9 protein-coding genes are annotated in these 22,366 nt (G+C 69.9%); 5 read left to right on the forward strand and 4 right to left on the reverse strand.

Translation table 11 applies throughout. From position 1 onward, the window contains the following. The 4 genes from VF536_RS03330 to VF536_RS03345 all read left to right on the forward strand — a co-directional run. Positions 1-343: hypothetical protein (locus VF536_RS03330; RefSeq protein WP_331613366.1), on the forward strand; the 343-nt coding region annotated here is incomplete at its 5' end. Positions 344-415: 72 nt separating this feature from the next. Continuing rightward, a complete protein-coding gene (locus VF536_RS03335; RefSeq protein WP_331613367.1) occupies positions 416-1,429 on the forward strand; it encodes a serine/threonine protein kinase in 1,014 nt (337 codons plus the stop codon). A gap of 179 nt (positions 1,430-1,608) precedes the next feature. Next, positions 1,609-9,072, forward strand: a complete 7,464-nt coding sequence (locus VF536_RS03340; RefSeq protein ID WP_331613368.1) for a C80 family cysteine peptidase — start codon at positions 1,609-1,611, stop codon at positions 9,070-9,072. 15 nt (positions 9,073-9,087) lie between these two features. Further along, positions 9,088-16,503 (forward strand): C80 family cysteine peptidase, encoded by a 7,416-nt coding sequence (locus VF536_RS03345; protein ID WP_331613369.1) that lies wholly within the window; start codon positions 9,088-9,090, stop codon positions 16,501-16,503. An 18-nt stretch (positions 16,504-16,521) separates the two neighbouring features. Here the strand turns inward: VF536_RS03345 and htpG are convergent, their stop codons facing one another. Further along, entirely contained in the window at positions 16,522-18,423 is a 1,902-nt protein-coding gene (htpG, locus tag VF536_RS03350; RefSeq protein ID WP_331613370.1) for a molecular chaperone HtpG, read from the reverse strand. Between the two features lie 144 nt (positions 18,424-18,567). On the opposite strand from htpG, the gene VF536_RS03355 reads away from it, so the two are divergent. Further along, positions 18,568-19,188 (forward strand): trimeric intracellular cation channel family protein, encoded by a 621-nt coding sequence (locus VF536_RS03355; protein ID WP_331613371.1) that lies wholly within the window; start codon positions 18,568-18,570, stop codon positions 19,186-19,188. 123 nt (positions 19,189-19,311) lie between these two features. On the opposite strand, the gene ylqF is transcribed toward VF536_RS03355, so the two are convergent. From ylqF to VF536_RS03370, 3 genes are all read right to left on the reverse strand, one after another. Further along, positions 19,312-20,310 (reverse strand): ribosome biogenesis GTPase YlqF, encoded by a 999-nt coding sequence (gene ylqF / locus VF536_RS03360; protein ID WP_331613372.1) that lies wholly within the window; start codon positions 20,308-20,310, stop codon positions 19,312-19,314. Between the two features lie 134 nt (positions 20,311-20,444). After that, positions 20,445-20,837 (reverse strand): copper-binding protein, encoded by a 393-nt coding sequence (locus tag VF536_RS03365; protein WP_331613373.1) that lies wholly within the window; start codon positions 20,835-20,837, stop codon positions 20,445-20,447. Positions 20,838-20,878: 41 nt separating this feature from the next. After that, the gene (locus tag VF536_RS03370; RefSeq protein ID WP_331613374.1) at positions 20,879-22,264 is read right to left on the reverse strand and encodes a copper oxidase; all 1,386 of its coding nucleotides are present in this window, start codon (positions 22,262-22,264) and stop codon (positions 20,879-20,881) included. Positions 22,265-22,366 lie beyond the last annotated feature (102 nt).

The raw sequence follows: 22,366 nt of genomic DNA on the forward strand, positions 1-22,366 counted from the left end.
GGCGCCGGCCGCCCCCGCGACGTCGCGCAACACGCTCTGGAACGACTCGCCGGTGTTCAGCGACTCGTTCTTCGCACCGGACAGCCGCTACGACGCCTTCAGCGGCGAGTCGATGCAGGCGCCGCTGCCGCCGGCGGAACCGCGGACCCGCGGCTACCGTCCGCGCGCCGGCGCGCAGGATGCGCCCGGCTTCCGCGACTCCCAGCTGCGGGACCCGCATGCGCGCGATGCGCAGTTCCGCGACTCGCAGTTCGGTCGCGACTTCCCGACCCTGCCTAGTGAGCTGCCGGACCCGGACATCGGCGGCGTGGTCGTCGACTCGCCCCGCTACGGGCGGCGCTAAGCTACGCCCCTGCCCGCTCTTCGAGGACACGACGGCGCTCCGGCGCCGTTTTTGCTGCCCTCGCCGCTTCCGATGACTGACATGACGGCCGGCTTCGGCCTCCTGACCCCCGAACTGATGCTCGACGCGCTCGAGCACGCGGGACTCCGACCCGACGGCCGCCTGCTGCAGCTGAACTCGTACGAGAACCGCGTGCTGATGGCGCATCTGGAGGACGGGGCGGCGGTGGTCGCGAAGTTCTACCGGCCCGGCCGCTGGAGCGACGCGCAGATCCTGGAGGAGCACGCCTTCGCCCAGGCGCTGGCCGAGGCCGAGGTGCCGGTCGTCGCGGCGTTGCCGCTGACGACCGACGGCGTCACCGGAACCCTTGGCCATTTCAAGGGGCAGCGTTTCGCGGTGACGCCGCGCCAGGGCGGCCGCGCGCCGGAGCTCGAGGACCCCGACGTGCTGCGCTGGATCGGCCGGCTGCTCGCGCGGTTGCACGAGGTCGGCCAGCGCAAGCCCTTCGAGCATCGCCTCTCCTGGAACAGCGCCGCGCCGGCGCGGGAAGCGCGCGACTGGCTGCGCGCCCACGACATCCTGGCGCCTGAAGTCGCGGCCAACTGGCATGACGCCGCCGCGCGCTGCATCGACGCCATCGACGCGGCCTTCGAGGCGCTCCCCGATCGCCGCGCACTGCGTCTGCACGGCGACTGCCATCCCGGCAACATCCTGTGGACGCCGGACAGGGGCCCGCACTTCGTGGACCTCGACGATGCCGTGCAGGGCCCGGCGGTGCAGGACCTGTGGATGATGCTGTCGGGCGAGCCCGAGGCAGCCCGTCGCCAGCTCGACGCCTTGCTCGACGGCTACGAGAGCGTGCGCGAATTCGACTGGCGCGAGTTGAAGCTGGTCGAGGCGCTGCGCACGCAGCGGATGATCCATCACAGCGCCTGGCTGGCGCGCCGCTGGGACGATCCGGCCTTTCCGGCGGCCTTCCCCTGGTTCGGCACGCCCAACTACTGGAGCGACCAGGTCGTGAAGCTGCGGGAGCAGCTCGACGCGATGCAGACGCAAGCCCGGCCCGCCGACGGCTGGCACGGCTGATCCGTGCGCGCTGTGCGCGGGGTCGGACGCGCCGCGCAGCGCTGACCGGCTTCGGGGCCGTTCCTCGCATCCAAGTCAGCCGCCGCTCCCCGCTTCACCGGCTCGGGCGGGCCAATTGTGGTCCCGGGCGACCGAGGACTGCCTGACTGACGCAGCTCCTCTCGTCCTGGAGCTGCACCATGCCCGACAAGACCACCGGCGATGCGTTGCACGTCGTGCTTCCGACGCTCACCCCGACGCCCACCCCGCCGGACGCGGCCGACGCCGGCCCGTCGACATCACCGCCCGCTGCGCAGGCGTCCACCCCGTCGCGCGAGACGCGCATCAAGTCCTTCCTGAACCTTCGCCCGAGTTTCGACCTGCCGCGGGTCCACCCCGAGGAGGGTCGGCTCCGCGTGATCCTGTACGCGGTGCACGCGGCGATGCGCCCCTTGCGGACCGATGCGCCGCGGGTCGCCTCCGGGCAGCGGGCGCTGCTGCGCAAGGCCGTCCTGGCGCACCTGACGCAACAACTGGGCGAGGCCCTCCTCGATGAGGCGGACACGGCTTTCCTGGGTCGATATGCCAGGCGACTGGTGTCGGCCGTGCTCGACGGCGACTATGCAGGCCTGGCGGGGAATGCCGGCCGCGCGGACACCATCCGCCAGGTCATCCTGGAACGGCAGTCGCTGCACGACGCCGTCCTGATGCGCCCTTGGGGCATCGGTGACCTGAGCGACAACGGCGTCGAAGCGGCCCCGACCTTCCTGCGGGGAGAGAAGGTGGCCGTGCATCGCGGCAGCGCGCTGCTCGTGGAAGGCCTGCTGGCTGCGGCGTATCACGCCGAACGCCTGCTCGACCGGTCGACGACCCCCCTGGCGCTCGCGCGCCAGGTCGGCGCGGCGCGCCAGGCCGCCTACACGCTGGCGTCCGGGCTCGCCGGCCGTCCGCTGCTGTTCGACCTGGACCGGCTCGATCGCCTCGCCGCACGGAGCGACGCGTCCGCGCAAGGTCATCTCGCGGCCACCCGGCACCTGTGGCAGACGCAAAGCGGATTGTCCGAGCTGGGCGTCGCGGGGCCGCCCACCTTCCTGTCGAGGTCGGAGCGCGGCAACGTAACCTGGCATCCCACCGGCCGGCGGCTCCTGAGGACCGAGGACTCGCAACCGTTCGTGCAGTTGATCGGGCTGGCGCGCGCACCGTCCGGATCAGCCGAGACGCCGCCCGCGACGGCGACGCCGCTTGCGGAGGACGTTCCGCTCCCTCTGTTGCGATCGTTGATGCCGGAGGTACGGCAGCGCCTGGATCGGGGGATCGGCGAAGTGACCCTGGCGACACGCGGGCAACCGCTGCTCCTCGTCCTGCACCTGCCCCCGCTCGAACCGCCAGGGAAGGCGGAGCAACGATTCGAGCAGGACAAGCATCTCGCCCGCCTGGATGCCTTCAGCGCGACGGTGCTGGTGGACGAGGCGCCGATGTCGCGCCAGTTGCTGCCGACACTGATCACGCTGACCGAGGAGCAGTTCCTGGTCGGGACGCTGCCCGTGGTCGAGCGGCAGCCCGACGGGCGCTGGACGTCCGATGCGGACGCCGTCGAGGTCGTGCGCACGGTCCACGGCGCCGACGGCGCCGTGCGTCCGGACCACGACACGCCCTTGCCCGACTGGCAGACCCCGCGCCGGGGCAGGCCTCGCGATACGGCTCCGGACGCTCGCAGCGACCGGGTGCGCCTCTACCTCCAGATGGAGGACGACGAGGTCATGCACACGGTCGGAAGCGCGCTGACGCGGACACATCCTGACGAGGTCGTCTGGGTGCAGACCCATCCGACAGGGACCTTCCGCGTGATCCGCGGGCAGTCCCTGCTGGACAACGCCCCGGCCGATGCCCGCATCAAGTTGATCGTGTCCGGCCACGGTCACACCAGCCTGCTGACCCGGGAACGACTGCTGAGCGGCCGCACCGCGCGGGGCCTCGCCGAAGAATTGAAACGCCTGATCCCCCGCCTTCGGCGGCAGCCGCTCCCGAAGATCGAGCGCATCAGCCTGCTCAGTTGCGCGCTCGAGACCCCGGTCGTGGAACGCAGCTTCGGCCGGGAGTTCGCCGCCGCTGCTCGCGACCTGGGGCCCGTGGGCATGGAGACCACCCTCTACGCGCAGACGCTGGTCGTCGACACGCATTCAGGCCACCTGGTCAAGGCCACGCAACCGCACGATGACGCGCCGCTGCGCCAAGGCGCCGCCGGGACGACCTGGGTCTTCCGGTCCGACCCCGTCACCGGCGTCACCTCCGTTCGCGACAGATTCCCCAACGGCAATGAAGGGACCGATCTGCCCGTCGTCTGCTGCGCGATCCTCGCGGGCGGCCCTCCCGGTCCGTCCGTCCGGTCGCAGGGGCTGGCACGCGCGGACATGCTGGCCCGGGCCGCGTTGCGCCAGCGGTTCCACGAGCTGGCAGGCCTGTATCGACCCGCAGGCATGCATCTGGTGCCGCGGCTGGCGCTCCAGAACGCCGGCTCGGGCACGCTGACCTACATGCGGCTGGACGGTACCCTGCAAACGCGCGAGGTCGTCGCCCCCGCCGACATCCGCACGCTGCGCGCCGGGCTGGCATCGATCTCCACGGGGTTGGATGCGATCCGCGATCACCGCATCGACATCACCTTCCCGGATGCGCGGGCCAAGATGCTCGATCTGGCCCAGCTCTGCCTGATGACCCGGTCCCTGGCCGCCCAGGACGTCGACGGCGACGCCTATCAGGCGGCGTTGCTCTATCTGGGCATGACGCAGTCCTGGGCCCAGGTGGGTGACGATGCCGCCCAGGTGGCCGCCGTCGTCCAGCGCGTCGCCGCCAGCGGCGAGACGACCTCGATGGCGGTCCTGGTCAAGAGCACCGAAACGCTGTCGCAGGCGCTCCGCGCGGTGAGCCTGCTGGCCCAGGCCGGCACGATCACGACCGACATCGCCCGATTGATCGACGAGCTGCATGTCGGGGATCAGGCGGGCGTGAGCCGGGCGGCCGCGCAGGTCGCGCTGGACACGTCGGGCCTGATGCTGGTGGCGCTCCAGGAGCTCGCGAACCTGCTCGGCACCACGCTGATCGCCGCGCTGGCCGACGGCCTGGGCGTGCCGCTGCAGGGCCTGGTGATCGGCATCGCCGCGCTCGATCGCGCCGTGAAGGGCGAAGCGTCGCGCATCGACCGCAACCTCGCGCCGCTGCGGCAGATCGATCTCGGATACGGCGAGCCGTTGCGAGCGGTCAGCATGGCGGAAGACGGGCGGTCTTCCAAACGCACGGTGCTCCTGCCCAACGGCTGGGCCCCGATGCGGCGCATCGACTTCGTCAACGGCTCGGTGACCTTCGCCGATGCCACGGTGGGGGCATCCTCCCTGCACAGGCACCAGTTGTACTGGCAGGGCCAGCACCGCCTGCACGACTGGTGGATCAACGACGGCGCCGGCAACCAGGGTCTCTATGCCCGGCACGGCCTGGAGTTGGACCTGTGGACCCTGATGCGCCGCGACGCCCGCCCGGTGCTCCCCCAGGTCAGGCTGTCCGACGCCCTGCGCAGTCCCGACCTGGTCCTGGCCCTGATGACGGCGCCCAATGTGGAGATCCACTTCGACCAGTATTCAGGTTCGCGGGCCGGTGGCGACTTCGCACTCCTCGGAGACCCGCTGATCGAGCGGATGCAGGAGAACAGCAATGCCGATTTCGTCGGCGACTATGTCTCCTCCAGCAGCTTCGCCAAATCGGCGGACCAGTGGCGCATCCGCCAGAAACCGACCCTGCTGGAAGTCGTGCTGGACGACCTGCCGAGGATGCTGGCACTGCCGCAGCGTTCCGACGCCGAGCGCATCGACTTCGTCTTCGAGGACGCCAGGCCGCTCGACAGGCGCAGGCTGCAACCCCTCGACCAGTCGCAGGTGCACGTCCGCCTGATCGGCGGCGGCGGCCGCTACACGGTGGCGATCCCGCCCGACGGCACGGTGCGCAACCCGGTGCGCATCCTGCCCTCCGCCCACACCCGGGAAATCTGGACGTTCCTGCTCCGGGACAGCCTGATCGGCGGCGGCAAGCCGATGTCCTTCCTCGACGGCGGCGTGGCGGGCTTCAGCATCGGCGGTCAGGCGTTCCACTTCGAATCGCTGCATGGGGCCGTCGTCCAGATCGCGGACCCGCGCGTGCCCGGCGTGCGACTGGTGCTGGATCTCGAGCGCAAGGATGCATCGCTGGTCCTGACCTTGCCGCCCTGGTCCGACCGCCTGCGTCCTGCCGTCGCGCTGGACGAGGCGATCGCGCGGCTCACGCCCCCGGACGGCATCACCGGCGGCTCGGCGTCCTCCCTGTTCAGGCGCCGCGGCGCCGGCATGCCGTCGGCGCTGGTCCAACTGACCAGCTCGCTGGCGAGCGGCGAGCTGCTGTCGGGCATGCTGGATCCTTCCAGCGGCGGGGCCATCCTGGCCGGCGCGCACCATCTGTTCATATGGGAGGGTCGGCGTGACGGCGGGTCGCCAGGCTGGAAGCGTTATGCACTCAACGGGGGCGAACTCAGCTTCAACGAAGCGCGCCGGCCGGTGGTCCGCTACGACGGCGGCCGCCATTTCGGGCCCGTCACCTTCACCTACCTGATGGAGTCGCGTCGATTCGTGCGCGACCAACTGTCCCTCACGGTCGCGGGCGAGCGGGCCCTCAGGCAATGGCTGCGCACCCATCCCGACTGGACCTACACGGCCCTCGTCCGGTTCATGACCGAGGAGCTGGCGGCCGGGCTGGAGCTCGCGGGGCCTGAGGGTGGAGAAACCCAGGCGGTGCAACTCGTCGACTTCTACTACCGGGGCGCCACCAGTGTCCGCCCCACCGCGGGGCTTCTCCCCCTGGGGCTGTGGGCGCGACTGGATCAGCTGGAACAGGGCAGTCCGCCGGACGCCGCCATCGCCTTCGACGCCGACCCCTCACTGCCGCTGGCGCTGGCCCGGGCGGGCCTTGAGAGATTCCGCAAGTGCGTGCCTGACCGCCCCCGGCGGGCGTCGCCTGAACAGGTCGACACGCGCCGGACCGCCACCGCCGCGGAGGTGGCCCGCGCCAAGCAATGGCTGGTCCTGCGTCATTCGCAGGCCACCGGCGCATATGGCCCCTGGTCCGATCTTCACGCACCGGAACCGCCATTGAGCGTTCAGGAGCGCACCCGATTGATCGCCCTGCAGCACCGGCTGGGGACCCTGCTCGGCGAACACGCGAAGCAGGGTGGACGATCGTCCTGGATCCGGTTGGGCGAGACGCCCGCGGCGTCGGCAGCGCTGGTGCACGCGTTGCGCGATGCCGGCGTGGAGATCCGCATCGACGTCGGCGATACCGCCTCCGACGTGCGGGCGGCCAACCGGTCGGGCCCCGACGATTTCTACGATGTCCGGGAGACGTCGATGCGCCTGTTCCTGCGGGACCTCACCGACCGGATCGACCGCGACGCCGCGGCGATCCGGCAACTCAGCGGCCTGCATCCGGTCGGCCCCTCGGACACGCCGCTCCAGGCGGCGCTGACACGCCTGGCCGACACCCGCGCCTTCGCGCGTCGGCAGCGGGCACCGATTCCGGAGGTGCCGATGGCGCTGCTGGAGCACGTGCGGCGGGCGGGTCTGACGTTCTGGCGCCCGGACAGCGCCGGACAGGCGGTTCACGCCCGCCCGGGCAGGTCGGGACTGGCACTGCCGGGGCCCGCACGATTCGCCGGGATGACGCTCGGCCAAGTCACGCTCACGTCCGACGGCGGCGGCGCCGTCGACGACATGACGTTGCGGCTGTGGCGGCAACAGGCCGCCACACAGGGCCTGTTGCCGGACGCCTGGTATGCGCGTCACGCCGCGCCCGGCTCGCCGATGGAGATCGAGCTGAGAGAACTCGCCGCGGAAGTTCTGCGGGATCGCTTGATCCGCCTGCAGGACCACGCGGAAGCGACAGGACGGGACGCGGTCCCGCTGGATGCGGACACGGTCCTGAATCGACAACTCTTCACCGCCCTGCTGCGCCTGATGCCGGCCGCGTCCGGCATCAAGGTCGCCGGGCGCGACACCGTGACACCCGGCGACGTCGTCCGGTTCTTCGACCACCAGGGGACCGGTCACTACGCCCTGATGCGCCGCCCCGACACCGATCTGATGCACCTGCCCCGGGATCCCGCCGCGCTCCGCGCCAATCCCTACTGGGCCTACCTGGGCAGCACGCACGAGCTGGGACAGGACCTGCGCCCCCGCCTTGCCCCGGAGCCGTCGGGCCCCGCGGTGCTCGATCCCGCGGCGTACCACGCGTGGCGCCAGGACGATCCGACGCCGGTGCTCGGCGATGTCTACCTCTATCCGAATCCGTTCACCGGCCGTCAGGAGCTGTTCCGTCTCCAAAGCGTGAGCCAGCAGGTCCTTCCGGGCGGGCGACGGCCCTACGGCTCTTTCCCCATCGACGGGAGCAGCAACGCCGACTGGCTCTACCTCGGCAACGCCGAGTCGCTGAGCCCCGCGGAACTCGGCGCGCTGGCGCACAGTCCTTCCGCATTGACGCCGCAGGCCTTTGCGGTGGGGCTGCTCGAATGGTGGACGGACCGCCTGGCCGGCGGCCGCGGCGACTACCGCAACTTCCGGATGGACACCAAGACCTTCGAGGCGATGACCTGGGGCAGCACCATGTTCCGGCTGGAGGAGGACGGCACCCTCTATGTCGGGTTGGACGACAACGACGCCACGCCTTTCCAGGTGGGCGGCGACGCCGAGTTCAAGGCGCTGCGCAGTCAGTTCCTGAGCGGCCGGGAGACACCGCGCTGGCTCCTCATCCAGGGCAACGGTCGCATGGTGGACCTGGATGGCGCCGGCTCGTCGGGCATCCCGGAGATCGTGATCCTGGACGAGCTCGACGACGCACCGCGACGCATCGACCTGGACGACAGCACGCTGCAGGACAGCGAACTCTTCTACGAAGGCCGCGATCTGCTGATCCACGACACCACGACCGGGCGTCTGGTCCGCGTCCGGAACGCGCTCAAGCCCCGGACCGCCCTGCCTTTCGATGAGGAATGGACCACCGATGTCCAGCTCACGCAGCTCGGCGGCACACGCCGGCTCGCATGGCCGAAGTTGGACATGTCCCTGCGATTGCCGATGCTCACCCTGCAGGGCCGGACGCTGGAGGCGACCCGGGAAGGCCTGGACCTGTTGATCGGCGGCGTCGACCAGTGGGACAGGATGCGGGTGCCGGATGTGTTCGCGCTCGAGAACGGCGTCGTCGGCACCACGCCGACCGGCGACGACGAAGCCCTGCTGCGATTCCGGACGCCGGACGGGCGCTGGCAGCTGGCGCGCCTGTCGGCTCCGCTCGTCGCGGCGATGGCCGTCGGCGCGAGCAGCTCGCGGCGCTGGCGACTGGTGCCCGACGGCGAAAGGCGGCTGGGTTTCCTCGAGCCGGACGACCTGGCGGCGTCGGGGGCCGGAACGACGGAAGGAAGCGTCGCGCCAGCAGGCACCGACGCGTCCCGGCAGCGATGGTCGCTGGCCGGCGTGACACTGTCCGAAGCGATGGCGTCGGTCATCCCGGCAGGACAACTCGACCTGTCACCGCATTGGGTGGACGCCAACGGCGCGTTCCCGACGAGTTCGCCGATCACCGGCCGGCCCGGCTGAATGGAGCGCCCCACCATGTCCGCGTCCTCCTCCACGTCAGACGTCCGCCCGCTCGTCACCCCCCCGCGGCCTGTCTCCCAGGAGCAACCCCCCTCGTCCGGGCTCCCGCCGCCGCAGGAGCCGCCGCCGCCGCCGTGGCCCCGCATCGACTCCTTCCTGCATCTGACGGCGCCCACCTACCGGTCGGCGCCTCTTGAGCCCGAGGAAGGCCTGCTGCGCGTCATCCTGCGGACGATGCACCGGGCGATGCTGCCGCTGGGGGCCTTGCCGGCCAACGTGACGACGCCCCTGAGGGCTCAACTGCGGCAACAGCTGCTCGTGCACCTGCTCGCGCAGTTCGACGGCGAGCCGCTCGACGTCTGGGCCTACCGGGCGCTCGACACCGCAGCGGGAAAACTGGTGGCCGCGGTCCTGGACGGCGCCTATCCCGACCTGCTGGGGCCGGATCGCACCGATACGCTGCGCGGTGGACTCTTCGACGAGGACGCCGCTGTGGCGTCGGAGGAGCCGATGCACAACACCGTCCTGCTGCGCCGTTGGGGCATCGGCGATCTGAGCGACAACGGCGTCGAGGCCGCGCCGCCGCGCCTGCGCGACGCGAAGACAGCCGTGCATCGCGCCAGCGCGCTCGTGATCGAAGGATTGCTCGCCGCCGCCTATCTGGTCGAAGGGATGTTCCAGCGACAAGCCCCTTCGCCGCTCATCGCGCGGCGCGTTGCCACCGCCCGGTCGGTCGCCTACACGATCGCGTCCGGGCTGACCCGCTCGCCGCTGCTGTTCGACCTGGACCGGCTGCAACGCGAGAAGACGCGCACCTCCCCCGAAGCCGAGGCGCAGCTCGCCGCCAAGAAGGCGATATGGCCCGCCCAGCGCCTGTTGTCGGACCTCGGACTCATCGGCCCCTTGACCTACCTGTCAGGCACTCGCCGCGACGGTGCGCGCTGGCACCGCATCGGCATCCGCGCCCTGATCACCGAGGACGATGTCCCGTTCCGCCAGTTGCTCGGCCTGACGCAGCCGCCGGTCGCGGACGCTGCCCCGGGCGTACCCTCGCCGGCACGCTCCGCCACCGGATCGCCGCTGCCGCAGCTCGAGTCGGTGATGCCGCTCGTCCGTCAGAGCCTGGACCGCGTCAACGGACGCGTGATCCTGAGCGACTCGCGCGGGCAGGTCTTCGCAGCGACGGTCCCGGCGCTCGGACCGGACGCCACCGACGCACGTATCCGCGAACAGGACCGGCAGCTGGATTTCCTGGACGCCTTCATCGTGAGCGTCTTCGGAAGCACCCTGCCGCTGCTGCCCGGGCAGTTGCCCCCGGAAGTGCGCTTGTCCGGCACGCAGTGCCTCGTGGGCGCGGTCGCCGTGGCGTCGCAGGACACCGACGGTCGCTGGCACTTCGATCATGACGCCGTCCAGGTCGTCAGGGAAACGTTCGGCAACGATGCGGCCGTGGCACCCAGCAGGATGCCGCTCTCCCGCTGGATGCCGACCTCCCTCGAGCGGCCCACATGGATGGCGCCCGACACCCCCGCGCCCGCCCGCAGCGACCTGCTTCGCCTCTACCTTCAGATGGAGGACGACGACGTCACTTTCTGGCTGGGGAACGCGATCAGCAACCAGTATCCGCAACAGCTCGTGTGGATACAGATGCATCCTGAAGAAGGCTGGCGCGTCGTGCGTGGCCAGTCGCTGCTGGACAACGCCGGCGAGGACGTCCGTCTCTGGCTGTATGTGACCGGTCACGGTCGCACGGACCCTCGGACCGGCGAACGACTGCTCAGCGGCCGCGGCGCGGAGCAGCTGGCGCGGGAGTTGACGTCGACGGTGCCCGAGATGTCGCCCCGCAATCGATTCCGGCGGCGTGTGGAGCGCATCTTCCTGCAGAGCTGCGCGCTCGAGACACCCGCCGTGCATCGGCGCTTCGGCCTGGAATTCGCCCGGGCCGTGCGCCCGCTCGGTGCGGCGGGGATGGAGACGACCGTGCATTCCCAGAGGCTTGTGCTGAGGACATCGGGGCAAGGTCGTCTGATCGAAGGCTCCCAATTGCACGACGGCACGCCGGCCCGACGCGGGGCCGCAGGCTTGACCTGGATCTACCGGGTCGACCCGATCACCGGCCGCACGGCGGTCCGGGACATGTATCCGGACGGCGACGAAGGCATGGCGTTCTCGAGCGACTGCTGCGCGATCCTGACCGCGCCGCCACCTCGGCAGTCCGGCCGCTCCCGGGCCCTCGCGCGCGCGAAGCTCCACGACTGGGACCTCCTGCGCCGCCGTTTCCAGGGACTCGCGAACCAGTACCGGCCCGCCGGCATGCACCTCCTCCCCCTGGTGCCGGACCCGGCCGGCGCCGGGGCGACCCTGAGCTACATGAGCCTGACCGACTCGGCGATCCAGACCCACGAGCTGGTCGATGCGGCCGATGTCCAGGTGATCCGCGCCGGTATGCGGTTCATCCGATCGGGTCTGGCGAGCCTGCCCGACCTCGGGATGGACACCTTCCAGGCCAACGTCGACATGGACATGCTCAACGTCGGACTGCTGGCGCTGCTCCTGTCGGACCTTGCCGAGGGTTCCCAGGACGGCGACGCCTATCAGGACGCACTCTGGTACCTGGGCCTGACACAGGGCGCCGCCCAGGCGGGCGGCGATGCCCTGTCCCTCGCGGCCGCCGTCCGCGGCGCCGCGGCGCGTCCCGATGCCGGCGCGATGGCCAAGGTGATGACCAGCGCCGGCCTCCTGGAACAGACACTCCGGTGGACGACCCGGCTGACCCAGGTCGGCAGCCTCGTTGCCGACATGACGGAGTGGATCGAATCGACGATCTCCGGCGACCGTCTGCGGTCCGAAACCGCCGGTCTGCGGGTCGTCCTCGATGATCTGGCGCTGGGGCTGATCGGCGCCGCCGCCGCGATGGACATGCTCGGCGAAGCCCTGGTCGCCGCGGCGATCAATAGTCTCGCAGTGCCGCTGACCGGGCTGGCGCTCGGCATCCAGGCGCTCAACAAGGCCGTCGAGGGCGAACGGCTCCGCCTGGCGCGCAACCTGGAACCGCTGCGGCAGATCGAACGGGGGTATGTCGCGCCGCTCGCGGCGGTGGCCCTGGATGCGCAGAATCCCGAACGGCGCATGCTGTTGCCCAACGGATGGGCGCCCATGAAGCGCATCGACTTCGTCTCCGGCACGGTGAGCTTCGCGGATGCGACCATCGGCGACTCCTCGCTGAACCAGCGCCAGCTCTACTGGCAATGGGGCAGCCACCGGCTGCACGATGTCTGGGTGCTCGACGGCGCCGATCAGCAAGGCCTCCATTCCGGACACGGCATGGACCTGGACCTGTGGACGCTCAGGCGCCGGCCTGCCGACGCCTGGTTCCCCCGCACGGCGCTGCCCTCGACCCTGCAAGATCCCGGCCTGGCCCTGTGCCTGATGACGGCGCCCAATCTGGAAATCCGCTACGGCGCCTACTCGTCATCGCGGCCGGGCGGCGACTTCGCGCTGCTCGACGACCCGCTGATCGAACGGATGCAGGAAAACAGCGGGGCCGCCTTCGTCGGGGATTTCGTGAGCTCCAGCAGCTTCGCGCGTTCGGCGGACCAGTGGCGGATCCTCCAGAAGCCCTGTCTCCTGGAGGTCATCCTGGACGATCGTCACAGGACGCTGGTCCTGCCCGAGCGCTTCACGGCGGCGTTTGAAACCTTCCAGTTCCAGGACAACCTGCCTCGGAACGACGGCAGCTTCCGGCCCCTCGACCAATCGCAGGTCCACATCCGCCTGATCGGCGGCGGCGGCCGCTACACGCTGCTGCTGCCGACCGACGGGACCGTGCGCAACCCGGTGCGCATCCTGCCGTCCGGCACCGATCGGGAGGTCTGGACGCTGATGCTCAAGAACAGCCTGTTCCGGGGCGGAAAGGAGGTCGAGTTCGTCGACGGCGGCGGCATGGCAGGGCTGCGCGTCAACGGCCAGGCCTTCCACTTCGAGGCGGTGCACAACGCCATCATCCAGATCGCCGATCCGATGGTGCCCGGCCTCCGCCTGGTCCTGGACCTGGCGCGCAAGGACGGTTCGCTGGTCCTGACCCTGCCGACTTGGTCCCCGACCCTGGATCCGGGACACCTGCTGGCGGAGGCGATGCGCCTGCTCGTCCCCCCCACCGGCGCCACCGCATCGACGTCCGCGGCGGTGGCGTCGCTGGTCCATCGGCAGGGTCTCCTCCTTCCGCAGCATCCCGTCCAGCTGGCCGGGTTGACGGCGGACGGCGAGATGCTGTCGGGCGTCTACAGCCCCGCCACCGGGAAAGCCGTCCTTTATGGTTCCCAACATCTGCTGGTCTTCGATCCCACGGAAGGACCCGCAGCCGCGTGGGTCCGCCATGCGCTCAAGGGCGGACAGGTCAGTCTCAACCCCCAGGGACAACCCGTCGTCCGCTATGACGGCAGCCAGTTCTTCGCCCCCATCAGCTTCACCTACCTCGACGATCAGCGGCGCTTCAGCCGCGATCCGCTGGCGATGACACGCGCCGGGGAACTCGCCCTGCGCCGGTGGCTGGAGGCCCATCCGGGCTGGATCTGGCCGGAGCTCCGCCGCTTTCTGACCGAGGACCTGGCTGGCGGCCTGGAGCTCGCCGGCCCGGAAGGCGGCGAGGCGCCGCCTGTGGACCGGGTCGACTTCCACGAGCGACTCGCCGAGGGCCGACGTCCGACGCAGGGGACGGTCGCGCTGTCGCTCTGGGAACGGCTCGATCGGGTGGAACAGCGAACGCCCGCGGGCCTGCCGGTACGGTTCGACAGCGACCCGGGCCTCGTCGAGGCCCTGTCCAGGGCCGGATTCGATGGATTCATCGAACCCGGGCCCGCCGAGGACGCGGCGGCGACACCTCCCGATCGTCCCCGCGACGTCTCCCGGGAGGAAACCGCGCGCGCCCGGCAGTGGCTGGTCCTGCAGCACGTGCACGCCACCGGCGCCTACGGTCCCTGGTCCAACCTGCATCCGCCGGGGCTCCCCCTGACCCTGCACGAGCGCACTCGCCTGACGATGCTGCGCGACGGTCTCCAGAGGCTGTTCGACAAGCACCTGCATTCGTCGGACAACCCCGAATGGATCAAGCTGGGCGACACCCCCCAGGCCTCCGCAGAGATGGCGCACCAGTTGCGGGATGCCGGCGTCGAACTGCTGATCGATCAGGGCGTCGACGCGCCCGGCTTCCGTTCGACGAATCGCGCCGGGACCCAGGACTTCTACGACGTGCAGGTGCCCACCTTCCGGCTGTTGATGCACGACCTGTCCGATCGACTCGATCGCGACGCCGCGGCCAACCGGCGCGTCGAAGGCGGCATGCTGCCGGCCCCCCAGGGCACGCCCTTGCAACTGGCGTTGGCGAGCCTGGCCGGTGCACACGCGGCGGTCAAACCCGACACCGCGGTGATCGATGTACCCTGGGAGGTGATGCAGCAGGTGGAGCGGGCGGGTCTGACCTTCTGGTTCAAGGCGAAGGTGCCCGACGGGCGCGATACCGGTCCCACCGGCACCCAGCTCGGCGCCGTGCGGGACGGTCCGACACTCGCCTCGATCGACGCCGCGACGCTGCGCCTCTGGCGCGATCAGGCCGACACCCTGGGCGTCCGGCTGGAGGAGTGGTACGCCCTGTTCGCCCGTCCCGGGTCCGCGACCGAGATCGGCCTGCGGACGGCGGCCAGGGAAGCCTTGCGCGAACGTCTGATCTTCCTGCAGACGGACGCGGAGCGGGACGGTGCGACGCAGGCGCCGCTGGACGGCGATGTCCTGCAGAGCCGCAAACTGCTGGAAGCGCTTCAGCGGCTGCTTCCGCCGGTCGCACGCGTCGGAATCGCAGGCCGGGACAGGGTCCGCCCCGGCGACGTCGTCCGGTTCGACGATGCGAAGGGCTGCGCCCACTACGCCTGGATGCGAGAGACCGACGGCCGGCTGACACACCTGCCGGTCGACGCGCCCGCGGCGCGCGGCAACCGCGAGTGGGCCTACCTCGGCCGTGCCGCGGACTTCGATGCCGGACTGAATCCGAAGCCCGCCCCCGGCCCGGGTCCGGCGATCCTCGATCCGGCCGCCTACCTGTCCTGGCGACCCCAGGACCCGACACCGGTGCCGGGCGGCGTGTATCTCTACGACAACCCGTTCAGCGGGCGGCTCGAGCTGTTCCGCCTTCAACGTTCCGACTTCAAGCCCTACGGCTCCTTCCCGATCGACGGACGCAGCAATGCCGAGTGGCGCTACCTGGGCAATTCGGAATCGCTGAGCCCCGCGGAACTGGGCGCGCTGGCGGAAGGCCCGTCGGCCTTGCAACCGCAGACCTTCCCCCTGGGCCTGTTCGAGTGGTGGGCCGATCGTCTGGCGCCGAGCGACGGCTCGGGGTACCGGCGCTTCAGCCTCGACCCGGACTCGTTCTTCACCGTGGCGTGGAACGGCACGGTCTTCCGCCTGGAGGACGACGACACCGTGACCATCGCGCTCGACGACGGCGACACGAGTCCGTTCAAGCTGGCGGAGGACACGTCCTTCAGGGACTTCCAGCGCCAGGCCCTGGCCGGCCATGCCCCTCCCCGGCTGCTCGTGATCCAGGGGAACGGGCGGCCGGTGGATCTGGACGGCGCGGAGGCGCTCGGCGTCGCGGAGATCGTGATCGCCGACGAGGCCGATGGCGCGCCGCGGCACGTCGATCTCGACGATCGCGCGACCGGCGCCCCGGAAGTCTTCCATGAAGGCCGCGACCTCCTCATCCACCAGACGGGAAGCGGTCAATTGATCCGGATCCGCAATGCCAGGGAGTTCGCCAGCGAGCTCCCGCTGGACGACGACAACTGGCTGCGCAAGGCGTCGATCACCGGACAAGGCGGCGCGAGGCTGATGATCTGGCCGCCGGACGACCAGGTCCTGCGTCTGCCCCTGCTGACCTTGCACGGTGCCCGGCTGGAGGTGGCGCGGGACGAACTCGACCTGTGGATCCTCGACGGCGACGGCTGGAGCGGCATGCGCGTGCCGGATGTGTTCATCCAGCAGGAGGGTGGCCCCTCACGCACCGCGTCCGGCGACGACGAGGCGCTGCTGCGTTGGCGCGCGGCGGACGGGACATGGCGTCTGACGTTGCTGTCCGCCGAGCTCATCGCGGCGATGGCCAACCACCTGGACACCACGGGGCGCTGGGAACTCGAACCGGGCGGACAGACCGCACTGGCCTGTCTCCGATCCGCGGAAGCATCCGCCACCGGGGCCGGACGTCTCCGATGGGCGCTCAAGCAGGCCCAGTTCTCCGAGTCGATGGCCGCCGTCGTGGACTCGGCGGGCCCGCCGCTCGCTCCGGCATGGACACCGCTCGCGTCGCCCCGAGGGGGAGGGGCGGCGGACGGCCTGGCGGCATCGGCGATGTCGCCGAGCCAGACCGCCATCGCGGCCTGAGCCGGGGAGCGGCGACGATCAGCCCAGCAGCAGCGCGTTGACGCGCCTGACGTACGCGGCGGGGTCCTCCAGCACGCCGCCTTCGGCCAGCAGCGCCTGGTCGAACAGCACCTGCGCCAGATCGCCGAAGCGGGCGTCGCCGGCTTCATCACCCTCGATGGCGCCCAGCTTCTTCACCAGCGCGTGATCGGGGTTGATCTCCAGCGTCGGCTGCGACACCGGCGCGGTCTGGCCGGCCTGCTTCAGCATGCGGGCCAGGTGGCCGCTGATGTCGTGTTCCTCGACCACGATGCAGGCCGGCGAGTCCACCAGCCGCGTGGTCACGCGGACATCCTTGGCGCGCCCTTCCAGCGCGGTCTTCAGCCGGTCCAGCACCGGCTTGAACTGCTCGGCGGCTTCCTCGGCCTTCTTCTTCTCTTCCTCGTCCTGGAGCTGGCCCAGGTCCACGGCGCCCTTGGCGACCGACTGCAGGCCCTTGCCCTCGAACTCGTGCAGGTGCGACAGCATCCACTCGTCGACGCGCTCGGTCAGCAGCAGCACCTCGATGCCCTTCTTGCGGAAGATCTCGAGCTGCGGGCTGTTCTTCGCGGCGCCCAGGCTGTCGGCGGTGATGTAGAAGATGGCCTCCTGGCCTTCCTTCATCCGCGACACGTAGTCGGCGAACGAGACGTTCTCGTCGGCGTGCGTCGATGCGAAGCGCAGCAGCTTGACCAGACGCTCCTGGTTGGTGTGATCCTCGCCGACGCCTTCCTTCAGCACCTGACCGAAGTCGGTCCAGAAGCGCGCGTACTTGTCGCGCTCGCCGGCGTCCTCGCTGTTGGCCAGCGACTCCAGCATGGACAGCACGCGCTTGGTCGAGCCCTCGCGGATCGCCTTCACGTCGCGGCTCTCCTGCAGCAGCTCGCGGCTGACGTTCAGCGGCAGGTCGGCCGAGTCGATCACGCCCTTCACGAAGCGCAGGTACACCGGCATCAGCGCCTCGGCGTCGTCCATGATGAAGACGCGCTTGACGTACAGCTTCACGCCGCCGCGCTTGTCGCGGTTCCACAGGTCGAACGGCGCCTTGGCCGGGATGTAGAGCAGCTGCGTGTACTCGCTGCGGCCCTCGACGCGGTTGTGCGTGAAGGCCAGCGGCGCTTCGGTGTCGTAGCTGATCTGCTGGTAGAAGGCGTCGTACTCGGCCTGCGTGATGTCGCTCTTCGAGCGCGTCCACAACGCGGACGCCTTGTTCACCGGCTCCCACTCGTCCTTCAGCACCTGCGTGGCGTTGTCGGCGTCCCACTCCTCCTTGCGCATCAGGATGGGCAGCGAGATGTGGTCCGAATACTTCGCGATCGTCGACTTCAGGCGCCAGGTCTTGAGGAACTCTTCTTCGCCCTCGCGCAGGTGCAGGATCACGTCGGTGCCGCGGCCGGGCTTGGTGATGGTTTCGACCTCGAAGTCGCCGGTGCCTTCGGAGCTCCAGCGCACGCCCTGCTCCGCCGGCAGGCCGGCGCGGCGCGATTCGACGGTGATGCGGTCGGCGACGATGAAACCGGAATAGAAACCGACGCCGAACTGGCCGATCAGGTTCGCGTCCTTCTTCTGGTCGCCTTCGAGCTTGGCCATGAACTCGCGCGTGCCGCTCTTGGCGATCGTGCCGAGGTGGGCGATGGCCTCTTCCGCGGACAGGCCGATGCCGGTGTCGCTGATGGTGACGGTGCGGGCCTCGGTGTCGAAGGACACGCGAACCTCGAGGTTCGGCTGGTCCTCGAACAGCTGCGGATGGTCGAGCGCCTCGAAGCGCAGCTTGTCGCAGGCGTCGGACGCGTTGCTGACCAGCTCGCGCAGGAAGATCTCCTTGTTCGAGTAGAGCGAGTGCGTCACCAGATGCAGGATCTGCTTGACTTCGGCCTGGAAGGAATGGGTTTGCTTGTCCATCGTTCGTGAGAGCGGTGATGCGAAGGGATGCCCAAGGGGCGCGGAAGGGGCGAGCCCCGATGGGGCCTGGATTATCGCGGCGATAGATGGGTGCGGCCGGGCCTGATTTCAAGGGACGGCGCGCGCCTCTAAACTGCGCGCCCTATGCCGATGATCTACTGGTTCGACTTGTTGGGCGTGGCGGTGTTTGCCGTCAGTGGGGCGCTGGCCGCGATGCAGGCGGGGCTGGACCTGTTCGGGCTGCTGGTGATCGCCGCGATGACGGCGGTGGGCGGCGGCACGCTGCGGGATCTGCTGCTGAACCGGCACCCGGTGTTCTGGATGAAGGACACCCGCTACCTGCTGGTGATCATCGCCAGTGCGCTGGCGGCGCTCCTCGTCGGCCCGTTCCCCGAGCATGCCATCGGCATCCTGAAGGTGGCCGATGCATTGGGGCTGGCGCTGTTCGCGCTGTGCGGCACCGAGATCGCCGAGGAACACGGCGTGAAGCCGATGCCCGCGCTGCTGATGGGCACGCTGACTGCGTGCGGCGGCGGCGTGCTGCGGGACGTGCTCAGCGGTCAGGCGCCGCTGCTGCTGCGCAAGGACATCTACGCGACCGCCGCGATCGGCGGCATCGCGCTGTACTTCCTGCTGAAGGCGATGGGCGTCCCGATGCGCTGGGCCTTCGTCACGGGCATGGTGGGTGTCGCCGCGCTGCGCCTGGCGGCGCTGTACTTCGGCTGGCAACTGCCGGCGCTGCAGATGCTGCAAGTGCACCCCTGACAAGCGCACCAGACACCTGTCCGGACGGCGGAAGCCGGGTGCCCCCGAGCGATTTAGCGGAGCCTGCGAGCGAATGAGCGAGGGGGCACCCGGCTTCTGCCGTCGTGCTCGGTCCCTCGACGATCAGTCCTCGCGGTCGAGGTCTTCTTCCTCATCGTCGTTTTCGTCATCCGCGGCATCCGCCTGCTGCGCATCCCGAGTTCCGCGCTTGGCGGCGACGGCGCGGGCTTCCTTCTCGGCGATCCTGGCGTCTTCAGCGGCCTCTGCGGCGGCGGTCCACTCGTCGAACTCGGCCGGGGTTTCCAGCGTGATGCGGCCGAGCTGCCCCTGGCGCAGGTCGTACAGCAGGACCTCCGCGGCTTTCTGCATGTTGATGCGTCCGCCCGACAGCACCGCGCCGCGCCGCTTGCCGATCAGCTGCAGCACCTCGCCGTCGAGCAGCGAGGCATCGGGTTCGAGCTGGTAGCGGGTCTTCAACGACTGCGGGTAGTACCGGCGCAGGTAGCCGAGCAGGTCCAGCGCCACCACCTCCTCCTCGAAGGCGTTGCGACCGATCGCGCCGCTGGCGGCGAGGTTGATGCCTGCCTCCGGCACGCGGATCTTGGGCCACAGCATGCCCGGCGTGTCGAACAGGTAGACGCCCTTGTCGAGCAGGATCTTCTGCTCGATCTTGGTGATGCCGGGTTCATCGCCGGTGGCGGCGGCGCGTTTGCCGACCAGCGTGTTGATCAGCGTCGACTTGCCCACGTTGGGGATGCCGCAGATCAGCACCCGCAGCGGCTTGTCCAGCCCGCCGCGGTTGGGCGCAAGCGCGCGGCACTCGGCGGCCATCATCTTCGCCAGGCCCGGCTGGCCCTGATGGATCGCGACGGCCTGCGTGTTCGGCTGCGCGCGATAGAACGCCAGCCATTCCGCCGTGCGGCCCGGATCGGCCAGGTCCTGCTTGTTGAGCAGCTTCAGCGCCGGCCGGCCCTGCGTCAGTTGCGCGAGCAGCGGATTGGCGCTGCTCGCGGGCACGCGGGCATCGAGCATCTCGATGACCACGTCGATCCCGCTTTTCATGCGCTCGCGGATCGCGCCCCGGGTCTTGTGCATGTGCCCGGGAAACCATTGAATCGCCATAGCAGGCGATTGTCCGCGATCCGGGAGGCTTTCCACCTGCATCCTCCCAGCGCTTGGCCGCCAGTGCATGAGGCCTTGCCGGCCAGCGGCAAAACCTCAAGCACTGCCGTCCCCGAACCAGAGGCAGCCTGCCCTCAGTTGCCGGCAGGCGCCGGGCGCAGCTCGACGATGGTCAGTTGGCCCTGCTGCGATTCGATGCGGACCTCCAGCTTGTCGCCGGTCTTGATCGCGGACAGCTGCGCGGCGCTCACCACGCCAGGCGCCAGCTTGAACGGCATCGTCATGCCCGGCATGTCGAGGTGGCGGATGTCGCCATGCTTGAGCGTGAGCTTCTGCTGGGGAATGTCGATCCGTCGGACTTCGGCCGGGATCCAGTCCTGCGAGGACGGCGCCGGGGCCTCGGCGGCCTCCGTCTGCTGGTCATGACCTTCGTGCGAATGCTCCTGCGCGCGTGCCGGGAGAGCGGCAGCGCCCAGGCCGACGACGAGGGCGGCGATGGTGGCGAAGGCGGTGTGGATGCGGTTCATGATGTCGACTTTCTGGATTCGTGAATGGGTTTCTTCGGGGCTCAATGCCCCTGATGACCGTGCCCATCGGGCTTGCGGACGCGCAGCGGCTCCGAGGCGGGTGCGGTCGGAGCCGTGGCAGGCTTGGCCACCGGAGCGGCAGGCGCACCTGAGGGCGTTGCCACCGGTCGCGCGACGCTGCCTGCCGGCGCCGCGTACCAGCCCGGATCCCCGTAGTCGCCCGGCTTCTGGTCCTTGCGCACCTTCAGCACGCTGAACATCCCGCCCATCTCGAGCGATCCGTGCGGTCCCTGCCCGCCCATCATGGGCACGGTGTTCTCGGGCAGCGGCATCTCCATCTCGGCCATGTCGGCCATGCCGCGCTCCCCCATCGCCATGTAGTCGGGGATGACCTTGTTGATGCGCGCCGCGAGACCGCGGTGGTCCACGCCGATCAGCGTGTCGACCTCATGGCCCATCGCGTTCATCGTGTGATGGCTCTTGTGGCAGTGGATCGCCCAGTCGCCAGGCTCGTCGGCGATGAACTCGATCTGCCGCATCTGCCCGACAGCGACGTCGGTCGTGACCTCGGGCCAGCGCGCCGTCTTCGGCACGGGGCCGCCGTCGGTGCCGGTGACCTCGAACTCGTGCCCGTGCAGATGGATCGGGTGGTTGGTCATCGTCAGGTTCCCGACGCGGATCCGCACCCGGTCGCCCTGGCGCACGTTGAGCGTGTCGATGCCGGGGAAGATGCGACTGTTCCAGGCCCACAGGTTGAAGTCGGTCATCGTCATCGTGCGCGGCGTGTAGCTGCCAGGATCGATGTCGTAGCTCGACAGCAGGAAGCAGAAGTCGCGCTGCACCTCGGCAATCTGCGGATGCCGCGCCTTCGGATGCGTGACCCAGAAGCCCATCATGCCCATCGCCATCTGCGTCATCTCGTCGGCATGCGGGTGGTACATGAAGGTCCCCGGCCGCCGCGCGACGAACTCATAGACGAAGGTCTCGCCCGGCTTGATCGCCGGCTGCGTCAGACCGGACACGCCGTCCATGCCGTTGGGCAGCCGCTGGCCGTGCCAGTGCACGCTGGTCTGCTCGGGCAGCCGGTTGGTCACGTAGATGCGGACGCGGTCGCCTTCGACGACCTCGATGGTCGGGCCGGGCGACTGGCCGTTGTAGCCCCACAGGTGCGCCGTGGTGCCGGGCGCAAGTTCGCGCAGGACGGGCTCGGCGACGAGGTGGAACTCCTTGACGCCGTCGCGCAGGCGCCAGGGCAGCGTCCAGCCGTTCAGCGTGACGACGGGGTTGTAGGGCCGGCCAGTGGGCGGCACGAGGGGCACCTGGGTGTCGGGCGAAGTCTGGATGACGGGCTCGGGCAGGGCCGCGAGAGCCACGGTGGACACCGCGGCCAGCGAGGTGCCGGCCAGGAGGGAGCGTCGATTGAGCATGGGGTGGTCCTCGGGTCAGTGTGCTGCCATGGCGGCGGGCGTGTTGGCAGCGGCCTGCGGCAGCGTGGGCAGACTTGAGGACAGGCGACCCACGAGGGCCTG

Source organism: Roseateles sp., assembly GCF_036486225.1.
Taxonomy (GTDB): domain Bacteria; phylum Pseudomonadota; class Gammaproteobacteria; order Burkholderiales; family Burkholderiaceae_C; genus Roseateles.

What these genes read in the sequence shown, in the direction of transcription:
- VF536_RS03355 (WP_331613371.1), top strand. Translation starts at nt 18,568, where the DNA reads ATGCCGATGATCTACTGGTTCGACTTGTTGGGCGTGGCGGTGTTTGCC.
- ylqF (WP_331613372.1), bottom strand. Translation starts at nt 20,310, where the DNA reads ATGGCGATTCAATGGTTTCCCGGGCACATGCACAAGACCCGGGGCGCG.
- htpG (WP_331613370.1), bottom strand. Translation starts at nt 18,423, where the DNA reads ATGGACAAGCAAACCCATTCCTTCCAGGCCGAAGTCAAGCAGATCCTG.
- VF536_RS03370 (WP_331613374.1), bottom strand. Translation starts at nt 22,264, where the DNA reads ATGCTCAATCGACGCTCCCTCCTGGCCGGCACCTCGCTGGCCGCGGTG.
- VF536_RS03345 (WP_331613369.1), top strand. Translation starts at nt 9,088, where the DNA reads ATGTCCGCGTCCTCCTCCACGTCAGACGTCCGCCCGCTCGTCACCCCC.
- VF536_RS03365 (WP_331613373.1), bottom strand. Translation starts at nt 20,837, where the DNA reads ATGAACCGCATCCACACCGCCTTCGCCACCATCGCCGCCCTCGTCGTC.
- VF536_RS03340 (WP_331613368.1), top strand. Translation starts at nt 1,609, where the DNA reads ATGCCCGACAAGACCACCGGCGATGCGTTGCACGTCGTGCTTCCGACG.
- VF536_RS03335 (WP_331613367.1), top strand. Translation starts at nt 416, where the DNA reads ATGACTGACATGACGGCCGGCTTCGGCCTCCTGACCCCCGAACTGATG.